Raw genomic sequence first — 21,870 nt, 5'->3', positions numbered from 1 at the left:
TTGCTGAAGGGGCGATCGTGACAAGTACGGGAGTGACCGCGCCGGACGGGGCCGTCCGCATCCGACCGCCGGCCGGCGACTGCGCCGAGGGCCTGGCCCGGGAGACGGCCCGGACCGGTTTCGCCTGCCTGCGCGGCGACCGGGTCCGGCAGCTGCTGCCGGCGGACGCCCTGGAGGAGTTCCGCGCGGCCTGGGAGGACCTGGAGCCGGACACCGGCATCCCCGGCGGGAAGCTGTTCCGGCTGCGCCGCTACGGGCGGCTGCGGGTGGAGGTGGCGGCGGACGGCTCGACGTCGTTCGCGCCGCTGCCGCACACCGCGTTCCGCCAGGACGTGATCCGCATGTGGCGGGGGCGGGAGCGGGTGTTCGCGCCGGTCCCGCCCGAGGTGCTGCTGCACGAGGGGATGCTCGCGCTGGTGGGGATGGACGCCCGGGCGGCCACCCGGCTCGGCGGCACGTCCGCGTGGGAGGTCGGCGTCCACCTGATCCGCGTCCTGGCCGAGCCGGGCGGCGAGGGCGAGCCGACGCCGGAGGGCCGCCACCGGGACGGGCACGCGTACATCGGGATGCACCTGCTGCGCCGGGACCGGTGCGGGGGAGGTCTCTCGACGGTGCACCCCGAGGGCGGCGAGCCGGTCCGGCTGACCCTGCTGGACCCGCTGGACTCGATGTTCGTCGACGACTCCCGGGTGACGCACGAGGTGTCCCCGATCGGTCCGCTGGGCGGCACGGCGATCCGCGACATGCTGCTGGTGGACCTCAATCCGGCCGTTCCGGCCGGCGGGTGACGCGGGCGTGGGCGCCATGGACCGCCGCGAGGAGACCGCGCTGCTGCGCTCGCTCGTCGGCATCCCGTCCGTGTCGGGCGGGGAGGCCGCCGTCGGGGCCTTCCTGGTCTCGGCGATGGACCGGCTCGGCTTCGACGCGCACCTCGACGCGGCCGGGAACGCGCACGGCTCGGTGGGGCCGGCCGACGGCCCGCGCCTGATGCTGCTGGGCCACATGGACACCGTGCCGGGCGAGGTGCCGGTCCGGCTGTCGGGCGACGTCCTGTACGGGCGGGGCGCGGTCGACGCGAAGGGGCCGCTGGCCGCGTTCGTCTGCGCGGCGGCCCGCCTCGCGGACACCACCGGCGCGCGGATCACGGTGGTCGGCGCGGTGGACGAGGAGCGCACCTCGACCGGGGCCCGCCACCTGGCCGGGCTGTCGCGGCCGGACGCCCTGGTGATCGGCGAGCCGAGCGGCGCCGACTGCGTGGGCATCGGCTACAAGGGCGTCTTCCGGTTCCGGATGGACGCCGAGCAGCCGGCCGCCCACACCAGTTCGCCCGAGCCGACGGCCGCGGAGCTCGTCGCCGACTTCTGGTTCGGCGTGCGGGCCTGGCTGGCGGAGCGGTACGGCCCCGGGGCGGCGCCCGCCCTCTTCGACCGGGCGCTGCCCTCGGTGATCGCCCTGGAGGGCGGTCTGGAGCGGGCCTCGGTCGAGGTGTCGTGCCGGGTGCCGGTGCACTTCGACGCGCCGGCCTTCCGGGCCGCGCTCGCCGGGCTGGCGGGCGGGCGGCGGATCACCGTCGTCGAGCACGTCGAGGCGGTGCGCTCCCCGCGGACGGACCCGGTGGTCAAGGCGCTGTCGGCGGCGATCCGCGAGGGCGGCGCCCGGCCGGCGGCGAAGCTGAAGCTGGGCACCGCCGACTGGAACGTCGTCGGCCCGGTCTGGGGGGTGCCGACGGCGGCGTACGGCCCCGGCGACTCCCGCCTCTGCCACACCGGCGACGAGCACATCGCCCTGCCCGAATACCTCACTGCCATCGACGTCCTGACGGCGGCGCTGCCGCGGCTGGAGCGGTCGGTGGCCACTCTGCGCACCACGACCGGTGCCCTCGACTGCATGGGAGGCGGCACGCCGTGACCACACGACGACCGTTGGCGGTACTGACCTCGCGCGTTCGCCTGGAGGAGCGTCTCCTCCTGGCCGAACTGCGCAAGCGGGACATCGAGTTCGAACAGCTCGACACCCGGCGCCTGACGTTCCTCCTCGACGGTTCCGACACGCTCCCCTACCGGGGCGCGCTGAGCCGCGAGATCTCGCACACCCGCAACGCGTACGCGAGCCGGCTCCTGGAGCACCAGGGCGTGCCGGTGCTCAACAGCTCGCGGATCATCAACCTCTGCGGGGACAAGCTGCTGACGACCCTCGCCCTGCGCGAGGGCGGGCTGCCCACGCCCCGGGCGATGGTCGGGCTGGTCCCGGACTCGGCCCTGGACGCCCTGGACGGCTTCGGCTATCCCGCGGTGGTCAAGCCGCTGACCGGCTCCTGGGGCCGGATGGGCGCCCGGCTGCACGACCACGAGGGCGCCGAGGCGATCTTCGAGCACCGGGCGGCGCTACCGGGCCCGCACCACCGGATCACCTACGTCCAGGAGTACATCGACAAGCCCGGCCGGGACATCAAGGCGTACGTCTTCGGCGGCGAGGTGGTCGGCGCGATCTACAAGATCTCCGAGAACTGGCGCACCAACACGGCGCTCGGCGGCCGCACCGAGGTGTGCCCGCTCACCGACGACCTGGTCAAGCTCCTCACCCGGACCGCCGAGGCGATCGGCGAGGGCGTCCTCGGCGTCGACGTCATCGAGCACCGGGACGGCCGGATGGTCGTCAACGAGGTGAACCACACACCCGAGTTCCACGGTGCCATCGAGGTCCTGGGCACCGATCTGGTGGGCGCGTACGTGGACTACGTCGAGGCCCGGCTCGCCGCCTGGGAGGAGGAGTGAGCGCCGGACCGGGCCGGCTGGCCGCCGTGCCGCTGGAGGGCCCGGTGCCCTTCGACGGCCGGATGCTGGAGCTGCCCGGCGGCCGCTGCGACTGGCTGCACCTGACGGTGCGCGCCCGGGAGGCCGCCGAGGTGACGCTGTGGCTGCACTTCGCCGGCGGCACCGACCCCGAGACCGCCGGCGTCCCGGCGGGAGAGGCCGTACGGCTGCGCGTGCCGGTGACCCGGCGCGACGCGCTGGAAGGCGTACGGCTGCCCGAGCGGGAGGGGATCGACCTCCTCGCGCTGACCACGGTGGCACCGGCCCCGGCCGGCCTGCCCGATCCCCACGAGAGCGGTCTGGTGACGACATGAGCGGCACACTGGCGATGTTCGGCGGCGCCAAGTCGCTGCGCCGGCAGGACATGGGCAAGGAGCTCACCGGCTGGCCGGTGATCACCGAGGAGGAGCACGCGGCGGTCCGCAGCGTGCTCGACGGCGGGCTGTTCACCTCCAACGACGCCGGGCGCGGCGAGGTGTCCGCCCTCCAGCGCGACTGGGCCGCCTACACCGGGACGCGCTACTGCGCGGCCGTCTCCAACGGGACGGCGGCGCTGGAACTGGCGCTGGCCGCGCTGGACCTGGAGCCGGGCTCCGAGGTGCTGGTGCCCGCGCTCACCTTCATCGGGACGGCGATCCCGGTGGTGCAGCGGCTGCTGGTGCCCGTCTTCGTCGACGTGGACCCGGTCACCTTCACCATGGACCCCGAGGCGGCCGCCGCGGCGATCACCGAGCGGACCCGGGCGATCGTCGTGGTGCACCTGCACGGCCTGCCCGCCGACATGACGGCGCTGCGCGCGCTCGCCGACCGGCACGGGCTGAAGCTCGTCGAGGACGCCGCGCAGGCCCAGGGCGCCGAGTACCGGGGCCGCCGGGCCGGTTCGATCGGCGACGTGAACGCCACCAGCCTCAACGTGGTCAAGAACCTGCCGACCTGCGGCGAGGGCGGGCTGATCACCACCGACGACGAGGAGCTGTACGAACGGATCGTGCTGCGCCGCCAGTTCGGCGAGGACCTGCGGGCGGGCCGGGACCGCGACTACATCTCGCGGGTGCTGGCGGGCAACGAGAAGCTGAGCGCGGTGCAGGCCGCCTTCACCCGCCGCCAGCTGGCCCGGCTCGACGAGTACCACGCGCTGCGCGCCAAGAACGTGGAGTCCTTCCTCGACCGGATCGGCCGGCTGCCGGGGCTGATCGTCCCGCGGGTGCCCGCCGACCGCACGCACGCCTGGCACATCCTGCGGCTGCGCTTCTCCGCGGCGGGCCTGGGCCGTCCCGAGCTCTCCGACGGCGCCCTGCGCGCGGTGCTCCAGCGGGCGCTGAAGGCGGAGGGCGTGCCGGTGGCCCCGTACCAGGTGGTGCCGGTGCCGGGGCAGCGGGCGTTCCGCGAGCTGTCCGGCTTCGGCGGCTATCCGTGGCGGATCGAGGGCGCGGCGCGCCCCCGGCACGACATCGCGGACTTCCCCGTCTCGCTGGCCGTGATCGAGGACTCGGTGACGATCCAGCGGATCCACCTCAACCCGGCGGCGGGACCGGTCCTGGACCGGTGCGCGCTGGCCTTCGAGAAGGTCTGGGACCGGATCGACGACCTGCTGCCGCTGGCGCGGGCGATGGAGTACCGCCCGCCGTGGCACGCCGCGGTCAGCACCCCGGAGGAGAACGCGTGAGCATCCTGGCCGAGCCGTCCCCGGTCCCCGTCGCGGCGGAGCCGCCGGACCTGGCCGCCCTGGCGCACGAGGTGCGCGAGCTCGTGCTGCGGATGGGCACCACCGCGCACGGCACCCACGTCGGCGGCAGCTTGTCCGCGGCCGACGTGCTGACCGTCCTCTACCACGAGGTGCTGCGGCTGCGGCCGGAGCGGCCCGACTGGGACGGCCGCGACTGGTTCGTGCTCAGCAAGGGGCACGCGAGCGCCGCCCTGTACGCCGTGCTGGCCCAGCGCGGCTTCATCGACCGGGCCGAGCTCGCCACCTACGGCGCGCCCGGCAGCCGGCTGGCCGGGCACCCGCTGCGGCGGCTGCCCGGGGTGGAGTTCCCGACCGGCTCCCTGGGGCACGGCCTGTCGCTGGCCTCCGGGGTCGCGCTCGGGCTGCGCCGCACGGGGCGGCCGGGCCGCGCCTTCGCCCTGCTCGGCGACGGCGAGCTCCAGGAGGGCTCGGTGTGGGAGGCCGCGATGAACGCGGGCCACCACGGGCTCGACAACCTGGTCGCGGTCGTCGACCGCAACGGGCTGCAGATCTCGGGCTCCACCGAGGAGTGCGTGAGCCTGGAGCCGCTGGGCGACCGGTGGCGCAGCTTCGGCTGGGCGGTGGAGGAGGTGGACGGCCACGACCTGGACGCGCTGCGCGCGGTGTTCGCCGGGCTGCCGGACGCCTCCGGACGGCCGACGGTGGTGCTGGCGCGGACGGTGAAGGGCCGCGGGGTGCCCCTGTTCGAGGGCAAGAAGAAGTCCCATTCGGTGCGGCTGACGCCTCGGCTGCTCCAGCGGGCCATGACCGGTCTGAACGCGAGGAGGGCACGATGACCGCCACGATGCCGGAGACGGCCCCGGCACCGGCCGGGACGCCGACCGGGGACGCCGGGCCGTCCTGGGAGGAGCGGTACGCGGTGCCCGCCCGCGAGGTGTACCGCCGCACGCTGCTGGAGCTGGCCAGGGCCGATCCGCGGATCGTCTGCGTGGACTCGGACATGGGCGGCCTGGAGACGCTGTTCGGCGAGGAGCTGCCGGAGCAGTACGTCAACGTCGGCATCGCCGAGGCCAATCTGATGGGCGTCTCGGCGGGGCTGGCGGCGACCGGGCTGCTGCCGTACGCGAACACCCTGTCGGGGTTCGCGGCGGCCCGCGCCTGCGAGCAGGTCAAGATCGACGTCGCGGGGAACGGCCTCCCGGTGCGGATCGTCGCGACGCACGCGGGCCTCTCGGCCGGGCACTACGGGCCCACCCACCACGCGGTGGAGGACCTGGCGATCCTGCGGACGCTGCCGAACCTGACCGTGGTGGTGCCGGCGGACGCGGTGGAGACCGAGTACGCGGTGCGCGCCACGGCCGGTCTGCCGGGCCCGCTGTTCCTGCGGCTGGGCCGGGCCGCGACGCCGCTCGTGCACCAGGAGCCGTACGAGTTCACCGTCGGCAGGGCGCGGGAGCTGCGGGCGGGCACGGACGTCACGATCGTGGCGACGGGCCCCCACCCGGTGTCGATGGCGCTGGAGGCGGCGCGCGAGCTGGCGGCGCGGGGCGTGTCGGCCCGGGTGCTCAACATGCACACGATCAAGCCGCTGGACCGGGAGGCCGTGCTCGCGGCGGCGCGGGAGACCGGCGGCATCGTCACGGTCGAGGACCACCTGGTGGTGGGCGGCCTGGGGGCCGCGGTCTGCGAGGTGGTGACGCAGGAGGCGCCGTGCCGGGTGCACCGGATCGGCGTGCCGGACCGGTTCTTCGACCACGTGGCCGACGAGCGGGAGCTGCTGGAGCTGGCCGGGGTCTCCTCCGAGCGGATCGTCGCGGCGGCGGCCTCCCTGGCCGCCGCGCGGTGAGCCGTACGGCGGGCGCCCCGGCCCCGGTTCAGGGGCGCGGGGCGCGGGCCGCCGGGGCGCGCCACCAGGCCAGCAGGCCGGGGTGGACCAGCCGGGGCTGGGCGAACGCGGCGATCCGCGCGGCGGGCCCGGCGAAGAACAGGCCGTCCCCGGTGCGCCGGTCGGCGCGGGCCGCCAGCGCCGCTTCGGCCTCCGGCCACCGGGCGGCGGCGGTGCCGGGCAGCACGTCGATGCCGAGCAGCCCCTCCTCGGGGCCCTCGGGCAGCGGCGCGCCGGTGCGGCAGAGGGTGCCGTCCGGTGCGGCCCACCAGGACACCGCCCGGCCGTCGCCGACGGGGGCGCAGGGGCGGCCGGGCTCCGGCGGGGCGGACGGGTCGCGCACCATGTGGACCTCGGAGAGCGGCTTGTCGGCGGCGCCGAAGTGGCGCACCGTGCGGAAGCCGACCCGGGCGTAGAAGGCCGGGTTGCCCCGCTCCACCACGGCGTCGAGCACCACCCGCCGGGCGCCCGCGGCCGCGGCCGCGGCCTCCAGGCGGCGCAGCAGCAGCCGGCCGAGGCCCGCGTGGCGCACCCGGGGGGAGACCGCGAGGCGGCGCACCTCCCAGTCGCCGTCGGGGCGGACCACGGCCCGCACCGCGCCGGCGGTCGCGCCGTCGAGGGAGGCCACCCACAGGCCGTGGCCCGCGGCGAGGTCCGCGCGGACGTCGGCCGCCCGCTCGCGGGCGCCGTCGGCGACGGGCAGGCCGGGGACCGGGTCGCCCGCGGCGTAGGCGTCCGCGGTGACCGCCGCCACCGCCTCGCAGAGTCCTTCCGGGGCACCGGCGGCGGAGTCGAGGAATCGTATCTGGATATCGACGGCAGTGGCCGCCTTTTCTGTGGTGAGCACAGCCGCAACATAGTGGATGTGATGGGATTGGGAAACACCGTCGTCAATCTGTCCGCGCATTTCAACAATCGCGGAATACAGCCTCCGGACACGTCCGGGGAGTACGGGTTCAATATCTGGCGCAATACTTTTCCGGCGGAGGAACTTCCGGAGCCGGGCTCCCTGGTGGAGCTGGAGGGGACCGTCTTCGCGTTCCCGGCCCGGGACACCGGCGCCGGGGACAACGTCCGCTGCCGGGGCCAGCTGGTGGAGCTGCCGGCCGGCCGCTGGGACTGGATCGGCCTGGTCGGCGCCGCCGAGCGGCGCACCGAGGACGAGGTCGAACTGCACCACGCGGACGGCACGGTGCGCCGGGAGTGGCTGCGGATGAGCGACTTCTGGCCCCAGACCGCCCCGTACTTCGGGGAGCCCCTGGCCTTCTCCACGAGCGGCATGCGCTATCCCCGCCACACCCACCGGCACCACGCGCCGTCGCTCTGGCAGCAGCGGGTGCCGGTGCGGGTGCCCGCGCCGCTGGCCGCGGTGCGGCTGCCGGACAACCCGGCGATGCACGTCTTCGCGATGACCGTCACTGCGGACGAGGAGAGCCGTCTTGCGCGTTGAACTGGGACCCGTCGGCTACTGGCGGCACGAGCTGTCGCACTGCCTGCACACGACGGCCGGGGTCCTCCTGGACTTCCACGGCCTGGACCCGGTGCAGGCGCTGGGGGCCGGCTGGGGCTTCGACTACCCGGCGGGCGACGTCCGCCGCGAGGAGTACTACTTCCCGGGCGCGGCCGAGGACCTCTTCGGCGGGCTGGCCCCCTTCCACGACGTGCGCTCGCGCTGGCACGAGCCGGCCGGCGCCCGGGAGGGCTGGGAGCAGGTGCGGGCCGCGCTGGTGGCGGGCACGCCCGTCGCGGTGGCCGCCGACAACTTCCACCTGCCGTTCCGGCCGGCCCACCGCGACGTGCACACCAACCACCTGATGGTGCTGTACGGCTTCGACGACACCACCGGCGACGTGTTCGTGGCCGACCCGGTGCCGCCCGCCTTCCAGGGGACCATCCCGCTGGCCGCGCTGGAGGCGGCCCGGGACTCCGGCAATCCGGTCCACCACGACCGGGACCTGTTCTTCACCGCGAACCCGATCGCCAACCGCTGGCTGGAGGTGCGGATCGGGCCGGAGCAGCCGGCCTTCGACCCGGACTTCGTGGACCGGGTGACCGCCGCGAACCTGCGCGGGCTGCGGGCGGAGCCGGACGCGGCCGACGTCGCGGCGGGCCGGCTGCGCGGGCTCGCGGGGCTGCGCTCCTTCCTGGTGGAGGCGGTCGACCGGCTGCCCGGCGACCCGGCCGCGGGCGACGAGGCCTTCGTCGTCATCGGGCCGGTCCTCGCGGTGACCGGGCTGCACGCGGAGTTCCTGCGCGCGGCGGGACGGCGCTTCGGCGAGCCGCGGCTGGCCGAGCTGGCGCGCGAGGTGGACCGGGTGGCCCACCACTGGTCGGCCCTGCGCATCGCGGTGGCCACGGCGGGCCCGGACCGGGCCGCCGCGGTGCCCGCGCTGCTGCGCCGCACCAGCGCGCTGCTCGACGCCTACGACCGGGCCCTGGACGGCCTCCAGGCCCGCCTCGACCGCCGCAGGGCCGCCCTTTCGGGCGCGTAGGGGTTATCCCCGACTGACTGCGCGAAGGCGCGCCCGGCAGGCTCGACCTGCGGCGAAAACGCCCGCGCAAAGAATTCCGAATACCGCATGGAAAGGATGCCGTCTTGCTCAAGGAAGCATGCCCGGAGTGCACCGGGGACGTCTCCGTCGCACCCGAGGTGGAACTCAACGAGATCGTCGAGTGCGCGGAATGCATGGCGGAGCTCGAAATCGTTTCGCGGGAACCGCTGATCATCGCCCTGGCTCCCGAGACCGAAGAGGACTGGGGTGAGTAGGGGGTGATCCGCGCCGGGATCGTCGGCGGGGCCGGGTACATCGGGGGCGAACTGCTCCGGATGCTGCTCGGCCACCCCGAGGTCGAGGTGGTGGCCGCCACGTCGACCCGCCTGTCCGGCAGGCGGGTCGACGGCACGCACCCCAACCTCCGGGGTCTGACCGACCTCAGCTATGTCGCACCGGAGCAGCTGCCCGAGTGCGACGTCCTCTTCTTCACCGCCTCCAGCCTCGACGACCCCGCCGGGCGGGCCGGGCTCGCCGCCCGGGGCAAGGTGGTCTTCGACCTCAGCGCCGACCTGCGGCTGAAGGACCCCGCCCTGTACCGCAGGCACTACGGCCGGGAGCACCCGGCGCCGGAGCTGCTCGCGGACGCGGTGAGCGGTCTGCCCGAGCTGCACCGCGAGCACCTGCGCACCGCCGATCTGGTCAGCGTGCCGGGCTGCATGGCGAGCGCGTCGATCCTGGCCCTGAACCCGCTCGCGGCGGCGGACCTGATCGAGTCCCGGGTGACCGTGGACGGCCGGGTGGGCTCCAGCGGTTCGGGCGCCTCGGCCGGCGAGATGAACCTGCACTCCGAACGCAGCAACGTCCTGCGGGTCTTCGCGCCCCTGGGCCACCGCCACCAGGCCGAGATCAGCCAGGCCACCGGCCTGGACGCGCGGATGACGGCCACCGGGGTGGACGCCGTGCGCGGGGTGCAGGTGGTCGTCCGGGCCACCGCCCGGCCGGGCGTCACGGAGGCGGCGATCCGCGCGGCCTACCGCGCGGCGTACGCGCGGGAGCCGTTCGTGCGCGTCATCGCGCAGAAGCGCGGCAACTACCGCTTCCCCGAGCCCAAGCTGCTGCTCGGCTCCAACTACTGCGACGTCGGCTTCGCCTACGACGCGGCGAGCCGCGAGCTGCTGGTGATCGGGGCGCTGGACAACCTCGTCAAGGGCGGGGCGGGCAACGCCGTACAGAGCATGAACATCCGCATGGGCTGGGACGAGCGGACCGCCCTGGGCTTCCCGGGGCTGCACCCGATCTGACCGCGCCGGGCCCGCGCGACCGGGCCGGTGCCGGCGGGGCTCCTCCCCCGGTGGCGCCGGGCCCCCGCCCGGCCCCGTTCCCCTTCGCAAGCGCCGTACCGATCCGAGAGGCAGCGACACATGATTCACCCCGTCACCGTCGTCAAATGCGGTGGCAGCCCGGCGATCGACCGGGACGCGATGTGCGCCGACATCGCGTCCCTGGCCGCCGCGGGCCGCCGTGTCGTGCTGGTGCACGGCGGGGCCGCCGAGGTCGACCTGCTGGCGGAGCGGCTCGGCGTGCCCCAGCGCCGGCTGACCACGCCCAGCGGCTCCTCCAGCCGCTACACCGACCCGGCCACCCTGGAGGTGCTCCAACTGGCGCTCGCCGGGAAGGTCAAGCCCGCCCTGGTGGCGGCGCTCGGCCGGTACGGCGCCCGCGCCGCCGGGCTGACCGGCCTCGACGGGGCCACCGTCACGGCCCGGCGGACGGCCGCGCACCGCGCGGTGCTCGACGGCCGCACCGTCATGATCCGCGACGACCACAACGGCCGGATCCGCGCGGTGGATCCGGCACTGCTGAACCTGCTCCTGGACGCCGGCGTCGTGCCCGTGCTGTCCCCGCCGGCCCTCGCCGAGGACGGCACGGCGGTCAACGTGGACGCCGACCGGGCCGCCGCCGCCGTCGCCGCCGCCCTGGGGGCCGAGCGGCTGGTGCTGCTGACGGGCGCGCCGGGCGTGCTGGCCGACCACCGCGACGAGTCCTCGCTGCTGCCCGAGTACCGGGTGCCCGCCGAGGGCCCGGTCGGGGACGCGGCCGTGGGCGGCATGCGGGCCAAGCTCCAGGCGGCCCGGGAGGCCCTGCTCGGCTCGGTGGCCGAGGTGGTGGTGGCCGACGGCCGGGTGCGGAACCCGGTCTCCGGCGCGCTCGGCGGCGCGGGGACCACCGTACGGCTGGCCGCCGTACACGAGACGGGCGGCGCAGCGCCGCTGACGACGACGGGGAGCTGACGACGATGGCCGAGACGACGACCGGGGCGGCAACGGCCGCCGCCACCGCCTCCGGGGCGAGCGCGCGCAGCCTCGCCGACACCCGCAAGGCGCTGCTCGCGCTGCGCGAGCGGCAGCGCACCGCGGTGCGCACGACGAGCGCCTCGATCACCCCGGCGGCCCGGGACCGGGCCCTGCCGCTGTCGTTCACGCAGCAGCGGCTGTGGTTCCTGAACCAGTGGTCGCAGGGCAGGCCGGTCTACAACGCGCCGTCGGTGCTGCGGCTGCGGGCGCCGCTGGACCTGCCGGCGTTCCGGCGGGCGCTGACGGCGCTGGTGGGGCGGCACGAGATCCTGCGCACCCGCTACCCGGAGCTGAACGGGGTGGCCCACCAGCACGTGGACCCCGCCCCCGCCGAGGTCCCGCTGCCCGTCACCGACCTCGGGGCGCTCGGCGCGGCCGAGCGGGAGGCGGCCGTCGAGGCGCACGTGCGGGCCGAGGTCAGGCACTCCTTCGACCTGGCGGCCGAGCACGCGCTGCGGGTGTCGCTGGTGCGGCTCGGGCCCGAGGAGCACGTCCTCGTCCTGGCCATGCACCACATCGCCACCGACGGCTGGTCCACCGACATCCTGACCCGCGAACTCGTCGCCCTCTACCGGGCCGAGATCGCCGGATCGGCCTCCGGACTTCCCGAACTCCCGGTGCAGTACGCCGACTTCGCGGTGTGGCAGCGCGGCCACCTGAGCGGCGAGGTACTGGACAAGCAGCTCGCGTACTGGCGCGAGCGGCTGGCGGGCGCCGCGACGCTCGACTTCCCCTCCGACCGCCCCCGGCCCGCCGACCCGACCCGGGACGGCGCCACGCTCACCGAGATGCTGCCGGACGAACTGCTGCGCGGACTGCACCGCACGGCCCTCGCCGAGCGGGCCACCCTGCTGACGGTGGTGCTCGCCGCCTTCACCGCGCTGATGTCCCGCTACACCGGCCAGGACGACATCGTCCTCGGCTCGGTCTTCTCGGGCCGCACCCGCCCGGAGATCGAGAACCTCATCGGCTTCTTCTCCAACACCCTGGTCCTGCGCACCTCCACGGAGGGCGACCCGACCTTCCGCGAGCTGCTGCGGCGCACCGGCGAGACGGTGATGGGCGCCCACTTCCACCAGGACCTGCCGTTCGGCACCCTGGTGGACGAGCTGGCCCCCGAGCGCGACCCGAGCCGCAACCCGCTCTTCCAGACCTGCTTCACCCTCCAGCACGCGGCGGCGGCCGAGGCCGAGGCCGGCGGGCTGTCCGCCGAGCCCTACCCGGTCGACCCGGGCACCGCCCGCTTCGACCTGGCGGTGCAGCTGACCGAGGTGCCCGGCCAGGGGCTGCGGCTGTGGGCCGAGTACTCCACCGAACTGTTCGACACCGACCGCATCGAGCGGCTGTTCGGGCACTACGCCCGGCTGCTGCGGGCCGTCACCGAGAACCCGGACCTGCGGCTGAGCGAGCTGCCGCTGCTCACCGACGGGGAGCGGCGGCGGCTGGTCCACGACTGGAACGACACGGCGCGCGCGTACGGCTCCGAGGAGCTGTGCCTGCACCAGCTCGTCGAGGCCGTGGCCGACGCCCACCCGGACGCGGTGGCGGTGGTGCACGAGGGCACCTCGCTGACCTACCGGGAGCTCGACGAGCGGGCCGACCGGCTCGCCCACGCGCTGCGCGCGCGGGGGGTCGGGCCCGAGTCGGTGGTGGGCGTGCTCGCCCGGCGCGGCCCGGTGCTGCCGGTGGCCTTCCTCGCCGTGCACAAGGCGGGCGGCGGCTACCTGCCGCTGGACCCGGACCATCCGGCCGAGCGCCGGCGGCTGCTCCTGGAGGAGGCCGGCGCCCTCGTCACCGTCACCACGGCCGACCTGGCCGCCGGGCTGCCGGACGGGACGACCGCCGTGCTCGCCGACGACCCGGCGCTCGCGGACGGGCCCGCGCCCGGCCGGCCGCCTGCTTCGGCGGGCCCGGAGAACCTCGCGTACGTGATCTTCACCTCGGGTTCGACCGGCCGCCCCAAGGGCGTCCAGGTCGAGCACCGTTCGATCGTGAACTTCGCGCGGGCCATCACCGAGCTGTTCCGGATGGGCCCCGGGGACCGGGTGCTCCAGTTCGCCAACCCCTCGTACGACGTCAGCCTGTTCGACTTCTTCTCCGCGCTGACCAGCGGCGCCGCCCTGGTGCAGGCGCCGCGCGAGACCCTGCTCGACCCGGACCGGCTGACCGCCCTGATGCGCGACGAGCACGTCACCGTCGCCGACCTGCCGCCCGCGGTGCTCGGGGCGCTCGACCCGGCCGCGCTGCCGGAGCTGCGGACCCTCTTCGTCGGCCTGGAGGCCTTCCCCGGCGAACTCGTCAACCGCTGGAACACCCCCGGGCGCGAGTTCCACAACGGGTACGGCCCCACCGAGGCCACCGTCGCCTGCCTCGACCACCGGTGCCCGCACACCGTGCACGACGCGATGCCGCCCATCGGCACCCCGCTCGCCAACTACACGGCGCACGTGGTCGACCGGTTCGGCGCCCTCGTGCCCGTCGGCGTGCCGGGCGAACTGCTCGTCGGCGGCGTCGGGGTGGCCCGCGGCTACCTCGGCAATCCCGAGCTGACCGGGCAGAAGTTCGTCCCGGACCCGTACGGCCCCGACACCGGCGCCGACGGGGAGCGCGGACGGCTCTACCGCACCGGCGACCTCGTGGTCCGCCGGGCCGACGGGAGCCTGGAGTTCCGGGGCCGCGTCGACCAGCAGGTCAAGATCCGGGGACTGCGCATCGAGCCCGGCGAGATCGAGCAGGCGCTGACCGCCGAGCCGGAGATCGCCGAGGCGGTCGTCGTCGCCCACGGCGAGGGCGCCGACGCCCGGCTGGTGGCGTACCTGGTCGCCGCTCCCGGGGCGGCCGTGCCGGACGAGGGGGAACTGCGCCGGCGGCTGGGCGGACGGCTGCCCGCGCACCTGGTGCCCGCCCTCTTCGCGGTGCTCGGCGAACTGCCGCGCGCGGCGAGCGGGAAGCTGGACCGGGCCCGTCTGCCGGAGCCCGGACAGGCCGTCGGCGCGGTGGAGTTCGAGGCCCCCTCGACGCCCACGCAGCTCGCGCTCGCCGGAATCTGGGAGGAACTCCTGGGCCGGGGCGGCTTCGGCGTCCACGACGGCTTCTTCGCCGTCGGCGGCAACTCGCTCAAGATCACCCAGTTCGCGGCCCGGATCCGGGAGCGCTTCGGCGTCGACCTGGAACTGCGCGACCTGTTCGTCCACACCACCCTCGGGCAGCTCGCCGACCTGGTCGAGGAGCGGGAGCTGGCCGCGGCCGACGACGCCGAGCTGCTGGCCCTGCTGGAGCGCGCCGAGGCCGGTCCGGACGGTGCGCGGTGACCGGCGGACACCCGGGGGCCCTGACCCCGGCCGAGGAGGAGTTCCGGGGGCGGGTGCGCGCCCTGCTCGCCGAGGAGCGCGTCCGCGCCCTGGCCGCCGAGATCGCCGCCTACCCGCCGGACACCGAGGCCGCCCGGCTGCCGGTGCACCGCTGGCTGGGCGAGCGGGGCTGGCTCGCCCCGAACTGGCCCGAGGAGTACGGCGGGGCCGGTCTGGGCGCGGCCGAGGCCGCCCTCGTCACCGAGGAGATGACGCTCGCCGGGATCCCCGACGACGTGCACGTCCTCGGCATCGACATCGTCGGCCGGTTCCTGCTGGAGGTGGGCACCGAGGAGCAGAAGAAGCGGTACCTTCCGGCGCTGGCCGCCGGCGAGGAGATCGCCACCGTCCTGTTCACCGAGCCGGAGGCCGGGTCCGACCTGTCGGCGCTGCGCACCACCGCGCGCCGCGACGGCGACGGCTGGCGGCTGTACGGCCGCAAGTCCTTCAACATGAAGTCGCAGTTCGGCGACGTGGCGCTGTGCGCGGCCCGCACCACCGAGTCGTCGGTGGCCATGCACGGCATCACCCTCTTCCTGCTCCCGCTGCGCTCCCCCGGCGTCCACGTCGAGCCCCTTCCGTCGCTGTGCAACGACCGGTTCACCGTGGTCGTCGTCGACGGGGTGCGCCTGACCGGGGCCGACGTCGTCGGCGAGGTCGACAACGGCTGGGCCCTGATGAACGACCTGCTCCAACTGGAGCGCACCGGGATCGACTTCCACGCCAAGGCCCGCCGCCTGCTGGACCTGGTGACCGAGCGGGCGGCGGCCACCGGCCGCCTCGACGACCCGGCGTACGCACTGCCGCTGGCCGCGCTGGACGCCCGGCTGCGCGCCGGGCACGCCATGGCCTGGCAGCAGGTGCGCAACCTCGAAGCGGGCCGCCCGGACCCGGTCGGCTCGGCGATGGCCAAGTGGTACGTCACCGAGCAGATCCGGCCCGTGCTCGACCTCGGCCTGGAGATCTGCGGGCTGGAGGGGGTGCTGACCGCCTGGGACGGCGCCGCGCCCGACGGCGGGGTGCTGGAGGCGGCGCTGCGCATGGGCCCCTCGCACCGGCTGGCCTCGGGCACCTCCGAGGTCATGCTCTCCCTCATCGCCGCCAACGGCCTGGGGCTGCTGTGAGCCCCCGCGCCCTCGGCCGGGGAGGGACCCCGGCGCGGGACGGGACCCGCGTCCCCGGCGCCGTATCGAAACCGACCCGACCGACACCCCCGACCGTGGCAGAAAGCGCAGGTCATCCATGATGCGCGGAGCACCCGACCCGTACGCGGCCGTGCCCGGCGAGCTGAGGGAACTGTTCGGTCCCGAGCTGGCGCCGGTGCTGCGCCGCCTCGGGGAGCGGCCGCGCGGCGCGGCCGACGGGCCCTCGGCCCGGCTCGGGGAGGAGGACGCCGGCACCCGGGACGCGGTGTGGGCCACCCTGGCCGAACTGGGCGCCCTCGGCCCGCGCGCCGAGGAGGAGCGGACCGCCCTCGCCGGACTGATGGGCGCCGCCCTCTACCAGAGCCCGTACGCGGACACCGTGACGGCCGCCGCCCTGCTCACCGCCACCGGCGACCCGGCGTACGGACCGCTGCTCGACGCGGCGGCCCTCGGCGCGGCCCCGCTGGCCCTCGCGGTACGGGAGGACGGGCTGAGCGGCCCGGCCCGGCCCGGGGCGCTCACCGTGCGCCGGGAGGCGGACGGGTACGCGGTCGACGGCCGCCGGCCCTTCACCGCCTTCGCCGCGGACTGCGGCCACCTGGTGGTGGTCGGCACCCGGTCCGACGGGGAGACGGTCCTGGCGCTCGTCCCCCGCGAGCAGCCCGGGGTGCGCCTGACCCGCCGCGACGACATCGGGCGCGGCGACCTGTACGCGGTCGGGCTGGACCGGGCGGCCGTGTCCGGGGCCGTCCACCCGGTGGGCGCGCTCTGGCCCGGGGTGCTGGCCGCCGCCCGCGTCCGGCACGCCGCCGCGCTGGCGGGCGCCGCCCGGGCCGCGGTGGACCTGGCCGCCGAGCGGCTGAGGTCGCGGCACGCCTTCGGCGGGCCGCTGGCCCGGCAGCAGGCGCCCGCCCACCGGCTGGCCGCGCTGGCCGCGGAGGCGGCGACCGCGGCGGCCTTCGCCCGCGCGCAGGCCGCGGCCGCCGACCGGGGCCGGGACGTGCGCCGCGGCGGGGCGCAGGCCCTGTACCTGGCGGGCGAGCTGGCCCGGCGGGCGGCCGCCGAGTCGGTGCACCTGCACGGCGCGCACGGCATGACGGAGGCCGGCGACGCCCAGCTGTTCCTGCGCCGCGCCGCCGTGGACTCCCAGTGGCTGGGCACCGGCACCGAGCTGCTGCGCGAGGCGGCGGCGTCCGCCCCCGTCCCGAACCCCCGCTGATCCGAAAGGCCCCGCCATGCACGACTCCCCGCTGGACCCGGTACCGCTGCTGCGGGACCTGATCCGGATCGAGACCGTCAATCCGCCCGGCGACGAGGGGCGCCTGATCGCCCACCTCGAACGGCTGCTGGTCGCCGAGGGGATCACGGACTACAAGGTGGTCGGCCCCAGCGCGGACCGCACCAACCTGGTGGTCCGCTTCCCGGGCCGGGGCGAGGCCCCGCCGCTGCTCCTGCACGCGCACGCCGACGTGGTGCCGGTGACCGGGCAGGAGTGGACGCACCCGCCGTTCGAGGGGCGGCTCGTGGACGGGGAGGTGTGGGGCCGCGGCGCGATCGACATGAAGGGCGGCCTCGCCATGATGCTGTCCGCGCTCTTCCGGCTGCGCGCGGCGGGGGAACGGCCCGCCGGGGACGTGATCCTCGCGGTCGTCGCGGACGAGGAGGACGGCAGCGGGGCGGGCGCCGCGTTCCTCGTCGAGCGGTACCCCGAACTGTTCGAGGGGGTGCGGTACGCGATCGGCGAGGAGGGCGGCGCCGGGATCGAACTCGCCGGCATCCGCTTCCACCCCGTGGTGGTGGCCGAGAAGCGGCCGGGCTGGCTGCGGCTGACCCTGCGCGGGCCCGGCGGGCACGCCTCGCGGCTGGCCGCGCCGGGCAGTCCGACGGCCCGGCTCGGTGCCGTGCTGACGGCGCTGAGCGGGGCCCGGCTGCCGCGCCACCAGATGCCGGCCGCCGACCGCATGCTGGCCGCGCTGGCCGGGGCGCTGCCGGAGCCGCTGGCCGGGGCGGTGGCCCGGCTGCGGGAGGACCGCGAGGGCGACGCGCCGCCCGGGGGGCTGCCGCTGAACGAGGCGCTGCAACTGGACTCGGTGCTGCGGCACACCGTCAACCCGACGGTGGTCCGCACCGGACACAAGATCAACATGATGCCCGCGGAGATCACCGTCGACGTCGACGGACGGATCCTGCCCGGGGAGTTCGAGGTGGCCGACCTGGTCGCCGAGATCCGCGCCCTGATCGGCGGGGACGGCGACGGCGACGACGCCATCGGGATCGAGCTGCTCCACGAGGACCCCCGGGTCCGCCCCGAGCTGATCGCCGAGCCCGAGTTCGGGCCGTTCTACGACCGGCTGGAGGCGATCTTGCGCGAGGCCGACCCCGAGGCGGTCCCGCTGCCGGTGATGAGCCCCGCCACGACCGACGCCACCGTCTTCGCCCGCCTGGGCATCCGCTGCTACGGCTGGCTGCCGCTGCTGCTGCCCGCCGGGAGCCCGCACCGCCGACTGCTGCACTGCGCCGACGAGCGGATCCCCGTGACGGCCCTGGAGTTCGGCACCCGCTGCCTGACCGAGCTGCTGCGCTCCCACCCCTGACCCGCCCCACCGCACGACGCCGACACCCGCCGACCTGACGACGAAGGCCAGTGACGCCATGTCCTCCGAGTTCCTCTCCCCGCAGCGCGCCGCGCTGCTCGCGCAGCTGCGCCGCGGGCGCGGCCTCGGCTCCGCGCCCGGCGGCATCACGCCCCGGCCCGACCCGGACGCCCCCGCCGTCCCCTCCTCCGGACAGCGCCGCCTCTGGTTCTTCGACCAGCTCCAGCCGGGCAGCGCCGCGTACACCGTCGCCTGCGGCGTGTGGCTGCGCGGCCCCCTGGACCGGCCCGCGCTGGAGGAGGCGCTGACCCGCGTCACCGAGCGGCACGAGGTGCTGCGCAGCGTCCTGCGCGCCGACGGCGAGGGCGGCGTACGGACGGTGGTGCTGCCCGCCGCGCCGGTCCCCGTCCGTGTCGTCGAGGCCCCGGACGCGGCCGGGGAGGAGCTGGTGCGCCGGGCCGGGCGGGTCGCCGCCGAGCCCTTCGACCTCGCCGCCGGGCCGCTGCTGCGCTGCACGCTGCTGCGCGGGGCCGACGGCCCCCGGCTGCTCGTCCTCGCGATGCACCACGCCGTCTCCGACGGCTGGTCGCTCCAGGTGCTGATCCGCGAACTGGTCGAGCTGTACGGGGCGCGGGCCGAGGGACGCGAGCCGCGCCTGCCCGACCTGCCCGTCCAGTACGCCGACTACGCGCGGTGGCAGTCGGCGTGGCTCTCCTCCCCGGCCGCCGCCGCGCAGCTGGAGCACTGGCGCGCCCGGCTCGACGGGGCCGTCCTCGCCGACCTGGCCACGGACCGGCCCCGGCCGGCCCGCTCCGACTTCTCCGGGGCGCACGTCCGCTTCGCGGTGGAGCCGGCGGCCGGGGCGCGGCTCCGCGCCCTCGCCGACCGGCTGCGCACCACCCCCTTCACGGTCGCCATGGCCGCCTTCACCGCGGTCCTCGCCCGCTTCACCGGCCAGGACGACCTGGTGGTCGGCACGCCGGTGGCCGGCCGGGGCCGGGCCGAGACGGCCGCCCTCGCCGGGTTCTTCGTCAACACCCTGCCGGTCCGTGTCGACCTGTCCGGGGACCCCTCGCTGGAGGAGCTGGCCGGACGGCTGCACGGCGAGGTGCTGGACGCGCGGGCCCACGCCGACGTGCCCTTCGACCACCTGGTCGAGGAGCTGCGCCCGCAGCGGGACGCGGGCGGGCGCAGCCCGCTGGTGCGCTACCTGTTCCAGTCCGACGAGAGCCCGTGGGAGCCGGTCGCGGTGGGCGGTCTGGAGATGCTGCCGGTCCGGCTCGACACCGGGACCGCCAAGTTCGACCTGGCCGTCGACCTCGCGCCGCGCGCCGACGGCGGCTTCGACGGGCTCGTCGAGTACAGCACCGAGCTCTTCGACCCGGCCGCGGTGGAGCGGATCGCGACCGCGCTGCGGCTGGTCCTCGAAGGGGCGGGCGCGGAGGCGGACCCCGGGCGGGCCGCCACCGCCCTGTCCGGGCTCCCGGTGATGACCGGGGCGGACCGCGCCGAACTGCTGGAGCGGTGGAGCGGCGTGCGGGTGCCGGCCGTCCCCACGGACACCGCCACCGTGCACGGGCACATCGAGGCCCAGGCCGACCGCACGCCGCTGGCCACCGCCGTGCAGTTTGGCGGGGAGCGGCTGAGCTACGCCGAGCTGGACGCGCGGGCCAACCGGCTCGCGCGGGAGCTGCGGGCGCGCGGCGCGGGTCCCGGGGAGCTCGTCGGGGTGGCCCTGCCGCGCGGCCTGGACCTGATGGTGGCGCTGCTCGCGGTCCTCAAGTCCGGGGCCGCCTTCCTCCCGCTGGACGCGGGCTATCCGCCGGCCCGTATCGCGATGATGCTGGAGGACGCCGGGGCCCGGATCGTCGTCACGGACCGGGAGGCCGTGCCCGCCGGGCTGACGGAGGCCGCCGGGGCGGCGGGGGCCGGGGTGCTGTGCGTGCGGCGCGACGCCGAGGCCGTCGCCGCCCGCCCGGCCACCCGCCCGCGCGTGGGGACGGGCGCCCGCGACCTGGCGTACGTGATCTTCACCTCGGGTTCGACGGGACGGCCCAAGGGGGCCATGAACGAGCACGGGGCGGTGGTCAACCGGCTGCTGTGGATGCACCGGGCGTTCGGACTGGCCGAGGGCGAGGGCGTGCTCCAGAAGACGCCCGTCGGCTTCGACGTCTCCGTCTGGGAGCTGTTCTGGCCGCTGATGGTGGGCGGCCGCTGCGTGCTCGCCCGGCCCGGCGGCCACCAGGACCCCGAGTACCTCTGCGAGGTGATCGCCTCGGCGGAGGTCACCACCGTCCACTTCGTGCCCTCGATGCTGGCCGCGTTCACCACCGCGAGCCGGCTGCCGTCCGTCCGCGGCACCCTGCGCCGCATCGTGTGCAGCGGGGAGGAGCTGCCCGCGGCGCTGGTCACCGAGTGCGCCGGACTGCTGCCGGAGACCGGGGTGTTCAACCTCTACGGGCCCACCGAGGCCGCCGTCGACGTGACCTGGTACCCGTGCGCCGAGGGGTACGGGACCCGGGTGCCGATCGGCCGCCCCATCGACGGCGCGCACGTGTACGTGGCCGACCGCGCGGGCCGGCCCGTCCCCGTCGGCGTGGCGGGCGAACTGCTCCTGGGCGGACCGGCCGTGGGCCGGGGCTACTGGCGCCGCCCCGGGCTGACCGCCGAGCGGTTCGTGCCGGACCCCTTCGGCGCCCCCGGGGCCCGGCTCTACCGCACCGGCGACCTGTGCCGGTGGCGGGCGGACGGCACCCTCCAGTACCTGGGCCGGATCGACCACCAGGTCAAGCTGCGCGGGATGCGGATCGAGCCGGGCGAGATCGAGGAGGCGCTGCGCACCCACCCGGGCGTGGACTCGGCGGTGGTCTCGGTGCGCACCGGCGGCTCCGGGACCCCGGTCCTGGTGGCGCACGTCCGGCCCGCGCGGGAGACCGGCGCCGGGGAGGCCGGTGCCGGGAAGGCCGGTGCCGGAGAGGCCGGTGCCGGAGAGGCCGGTGCCGGAGAGGCCGGTCCGGCGGACGCGGGGGCCGGGGAGACCGGTGCCGGAGAGGCCGGTCCGGCGGACGCGGGGGCGTGGGCCGCCGTGCTCCGCGCCCATCTGCGGGAGCTGCTGCCCGCCCACATGGTCCCCACCGCCTTCGTGGCCGTCGCCGAGTGGCCCCTCGGCCCGAACGGCAAGCTCGACCGGCGCCGGCTGCCGGACCCCGGGCCCGCCGCGTCCGGGACGGGCGGGGTCGCGCCGGCGACGCCGGTGGAGAGCGAGCTGTGCGCGCTCTGGGCGCAGGTCCTCGGCGTCCCCTCCGTCGGCGCCACCGACGACTTCTTCGACCTCGGCGGGCACTCGCTGCTCGCCACTCAGCTGCTGGCCCGGATGCGGGCGCGGTACGGGGTGGAGCTGCCGCTGGGCCGGCTGTTCGCGGCGCCGACGGTGCGCGCGACGGCCGCGGCCCTGGCGGAGGCCGGGCGCCGTCCGGCCGCCGCCCCGGCGCTGCGGCGCGTCGACCGGTCCGCCTACCGCGTGCCCGCCCCTTCGACTGCGGAGTGA

Annotated in this window: 18 protein-coding genes; 17 read left to right on the top strand and 1 reads right to left on the bottom strand. The window is 76.1% G+C overall.

Annotated features, from left to right (window positions below; genetic code table 11):
• The first annotated feature begins 17 nt into the window (after positions 1 to 17).
• The 7 genes from IE219_RS09090 to IE219_RS09060 are packed head-to-tail and all read left to right on the top strand — an operon-like array spanning position 18 to position 6,346.
• Positions 18 to 788, top strand: coding sequence for a 2OG-Fe dioxygenase family protein (locus tag IE219_RS09090; protein WP_189976081.1), 771 nt, complete (start codon positions 18 to 20; stop codon positions 786 to 788).
• 16 nt (positions 789 to 804) lie between these two features.
• The gene (locus tag IE219_RS09085) at positions 805 to 1,908 is read left to right on the top strand and encodes a M20/M25/M40 family metallo-hydrolase (RefSeq protein WP_189976399.1); all 1,104 of its coding nucleotides are present in this window, start codon (positions 805 to 807) and stop codon (positions 1,906 to 1,908) included.
• Positions 1,905 to 2,774: a lysine biosynthesis protein LysX gene (gene lysX, locus IE219_RS09080; protein WP_229849673.1), complete on the top strand. Its 870-nt coding sequence runs from the start codon at positions 1,905 to 1,907 to the stop codon at positions 2,772 to 2,774. Before IE219_RS09085 ends, lysX begins: the two co-directional genes overlap by 4 nt.
• Complete coding sequence (locus IE219_RS09075) at positions 2,771 to 3,127, top strand: hypothetical protein (RefSeq protein WP_189976080.1); 357 nt, start codon at positions 2,771 to 2,773, stop codon at positions 3,125 to 3,127. The genes lysX and IE219_RS09075 overlap by 4 nt, the downstream gene beginning before the upstream one ends.
• Positions 3,124 to 4,479 (top strand): DegT/DnrJ/EryC1/StrS family aminotransferase, encoded by a 1,356-nt coding sequence (locus IE219_RS09070; protein ID WP_189976079.1) that lies wholly within the window; start codon positions 3,124 to 3,126, stop codon positions 4,477 to 4,479. The genes IE219_RS09075 and IE219_RS09070 overlap by 4 nt, the downstream gene beginning before the upstream one ends.
• Positions 4,476 to 5,336 (top strand): transketolase, encoded by an 861-nt coding sequence (locus IE219_RS09065; protein WP_308434016.1) that lies wholly within the window; start codon positions 4,476 to 4,478, stop codon positions 5,334 to 5,336. Before IE219_RS09070 ends, IE219_RS09065 begins: the two co-directional genes overlap by 4 nt.
• On the top strand, positions 5,333 to 6,346 hold the full coding sequence (locus tag IE219_RS09060) for a transketolase family protein (protein WP_189976078.1): 1,014 nt from the start codon (positions 5,333 to 5,335) through the stop codon (positions 6,344 to 6,346). The genes IE219_RS09065 and IE219_RS09060 overlap by 4 nt, the downstream gene beginning before the upstream one ends.
• 28 nt (positions 6,347 to 6,374) lie before the next feature.
• Here IE219_RS09060 and IE219_RS09055 read toward each other — a convergent pair whose 3' ends face one another.
• A complete protein-coding gene (locus tag IE219_RS09055) occupies positions 6,375 to 7,232 on the bottom strand; it encodes a GNAT family N-acetyltransferase (RefSeq protein ID WP_229849672.1) in 858 nt (285 codons plus the stop codon).
• A gap of 21 nt (positions 7,233 to 7,253) precedes the next feature.
• On the opposite strand from IE219_RS09055, the gene IE219_RS09050 reads away from it, so the two are divergent.
• From IE219_RS09050 to IE219_RS09005, 10 genes are all read left to right on the top strand, one after another.
• Positions 7,254 to 7,835, top strand: a complete 582-nt coding sequence (locus IE219_RS09050) for a beta-sandwich domain-containing protein (protein WP_506004923.1) — start codon at positions 7,254 to 7,256, stop codon at positions 7,833 to 7,835.
• Complete coding sequence (locus IE219_RS09045; protein WP_189976075.1) at positions 7,825 to 8,877, top strand: BtrH N-terminal domain-containing protein; 1,053 nt, start codon at positions 7,825 to 7,827, stop codon at positions 8,875 to 8,877. The genes IE219_RS09050 and IE219_RS09045 overlap by 11 nt, the downstream gene beginning before the upstream one ends.
• Positions 8,878 to 8,981: 104 nt before the next feature.
• On the top strand, positions 8,982 to 9,152 hold the full coding sequence (locus IE219_RS09040; RefSeq protein WP_189976074.1) for a lysine biosynthesis protein LysW: 171 nt from the start codon (positions 8,982 to 8,984) through the stop codon (positions 9,150 to 9,152).
• 3 nt (positions 9,153 to 9,155) lie between these two features.
• Positions 9,156 to 10,181, top strand: a complete 1,026-nt coding sequence (argC, locus tag IE219_RS09035; RefSeq protein ID WP_189976073.1) for an N-acetyl-gamma-glutamyl-phosphate reductase — start codon at positions 9,156 to 9,158, stop codon at positions 10,179 to 10,181.
• Between the two features lie 120 nt (positions 10,182 to 10,301).
• Positions 10,302 to 11,171 carry a [LysW]-aminoadipate kinase gene (locus tag IE219_RS09030; RefSeq protein WP_189976072.1) on the top strand — a complete coding sequence of 290 codons (870 nt, stop codon included), beginning with the start codon at positions 10,302 to 10,304 and terminating at the stop codon, positions 11,169 to 11,171.
• 5 nt (positions 11,172 to 11,176) lie between these two features.
• Positions 11,177 to 14,545, top strand: a complete 3,369-nt coding sequence (locus IE219_RS09025) for a non-ribosomal peptide synthetase (protein WP_189976071.1) — start codon at positions 11,177 to 11,179, stop codon at positions 14,543 to 14,545.
• On the top strand, positions 14,542 to 15,708 hold the full coding sequence (locus IE219_RS09020) for an acyl-CoA dehydrogenase family protein (protein ID WP_189976070.1): 1,167 nt from the start codon (positions 14,542 to 14,544) through the stop codon (positions 15,706 to 15,708). Before IE219_RS09025 ends, IE219_RS09020 begins: the two co-directional genes overlap by 4 nt.
• A 118-nt stretch (positions 15,709 to 15,826) precedes the next feature.
• Complete coding sequence (locus tag IE219_RS09015) at positions 15,827 to 16,948, top strand: acyl-CoA dehydrogenase family protein (RefSeq protein ID WP_189976069.1); 1,122 nt, start codon at positions 15,827 to 15,829, stop codon at positions 16,946 to 16,948.
• 16 nt (positions 16,949 to 16,964) lie between these two features.
• On the top strand, positions 16,965 to 18,323 hold the full coding sequence (locus IE219_RS09010) for a M20/M25/M40 family metallo-hydrolase (RefSeq protein WP_189976068.1): 1,359 nt from the start codon (positions 16,965 to 16,967) through the stop codon (positions 18,321 to 18,323).
• A 58-nt stretch (positions 18,324 to 18,381) separates the two neighbouring features.
• Positions 18,382 to 21,870, top strand: a complete 3,489-nt coding sequence (locus IE219_RS09005; RefSeq protein WP_189976067.1) for a non-ribosomal peptide synthetase — start codon at positions 18,382 to 18,384, stop codon at positions 21,868 to 21,870.

Origin of the sequence: Streptomyces termitum (genome assembly GCF_014650175.1) — a bacterium.
In the GTDB taxonomy this organism is placed as follows: domain Bacteria; phylum Actinomycetota; class Actinomycetes; order Streptomycetales; family Streptomycetaceae; genus Streptomyces; species Streptomyces termitum.
The sequence above is the reverse complement of the archived record's forward strand: the minus strand, read 5'-3'. Positions and strand labels throughout refer to the sequence as shown.

Excerpts from the sequence above, each read along its gene's own strand:
- IE219_RS09015 (WP_189976069.1), top strand. The coding sequence starts at position 15,827 with ATGATGCGCGGAGCACCCGACCCGTACGCGGCCGTGCCCGGCGAGCTG.
- IE219_RS09085 (WP_189976399.1), top strand. The coding sequence starts at position 805 with ATGGACCGCCGCGAGGAGACCGCGCTGCTGCGCTCGCTCGTCGGCATC.
- IE219_RS09070 (WP_189976079.1), top strand. The coding sequence starts at position 3,124 with ATGAGCGGCACACTGGCGATGTTCGGCGGCGCCAAGTCGCTGCGCCGG.
- IE219_RS09005 (WP_189976067.1), top strand. The coding sequence starts at position 18,382 with ATGTCCTCCGAGTTCCTCTCCCCGCAGCGCGCCGCGCTGCTCGCGCAG.
- IE219_RS09030 (WP_189976072.1), top strand. The coding sequence starts at position 10,302 with ATGATTCACCCCGTCACCGTCGTCAAATGCGGTGGCAGCCCGGCGATC.
- IE219_RS09010 (WP_189976068.1), top strand. The coding sequence starts at position 16,965 with ATGCACGACTCCCCGCTGGACCCGGTACCGCTGCTGCGGGACCTGATC.
- IE219_RS09025 (WP_189976071.1), top strand. The coding sequence starts at position 11,177 with ATGGCCGAGACGACGACCGGGGCGGCAACGGCCGCCGCCACCGCCTCC.
- IE219_RS09060 (WP_189976078.1), top strand. The coding sequence starts at position 5,333 with ATGACCGCCACGATGCCGGAGACGGCCCCGGCACCGGCCGGGACGCCG.
- IE219_RS09050 (WP_506004923.1), top strand. The coding sequence starts at position 7,254 with ATGGGATTGGGAAACACCGTCGTCAATCTGTCCGCGCATTTCAACAAT.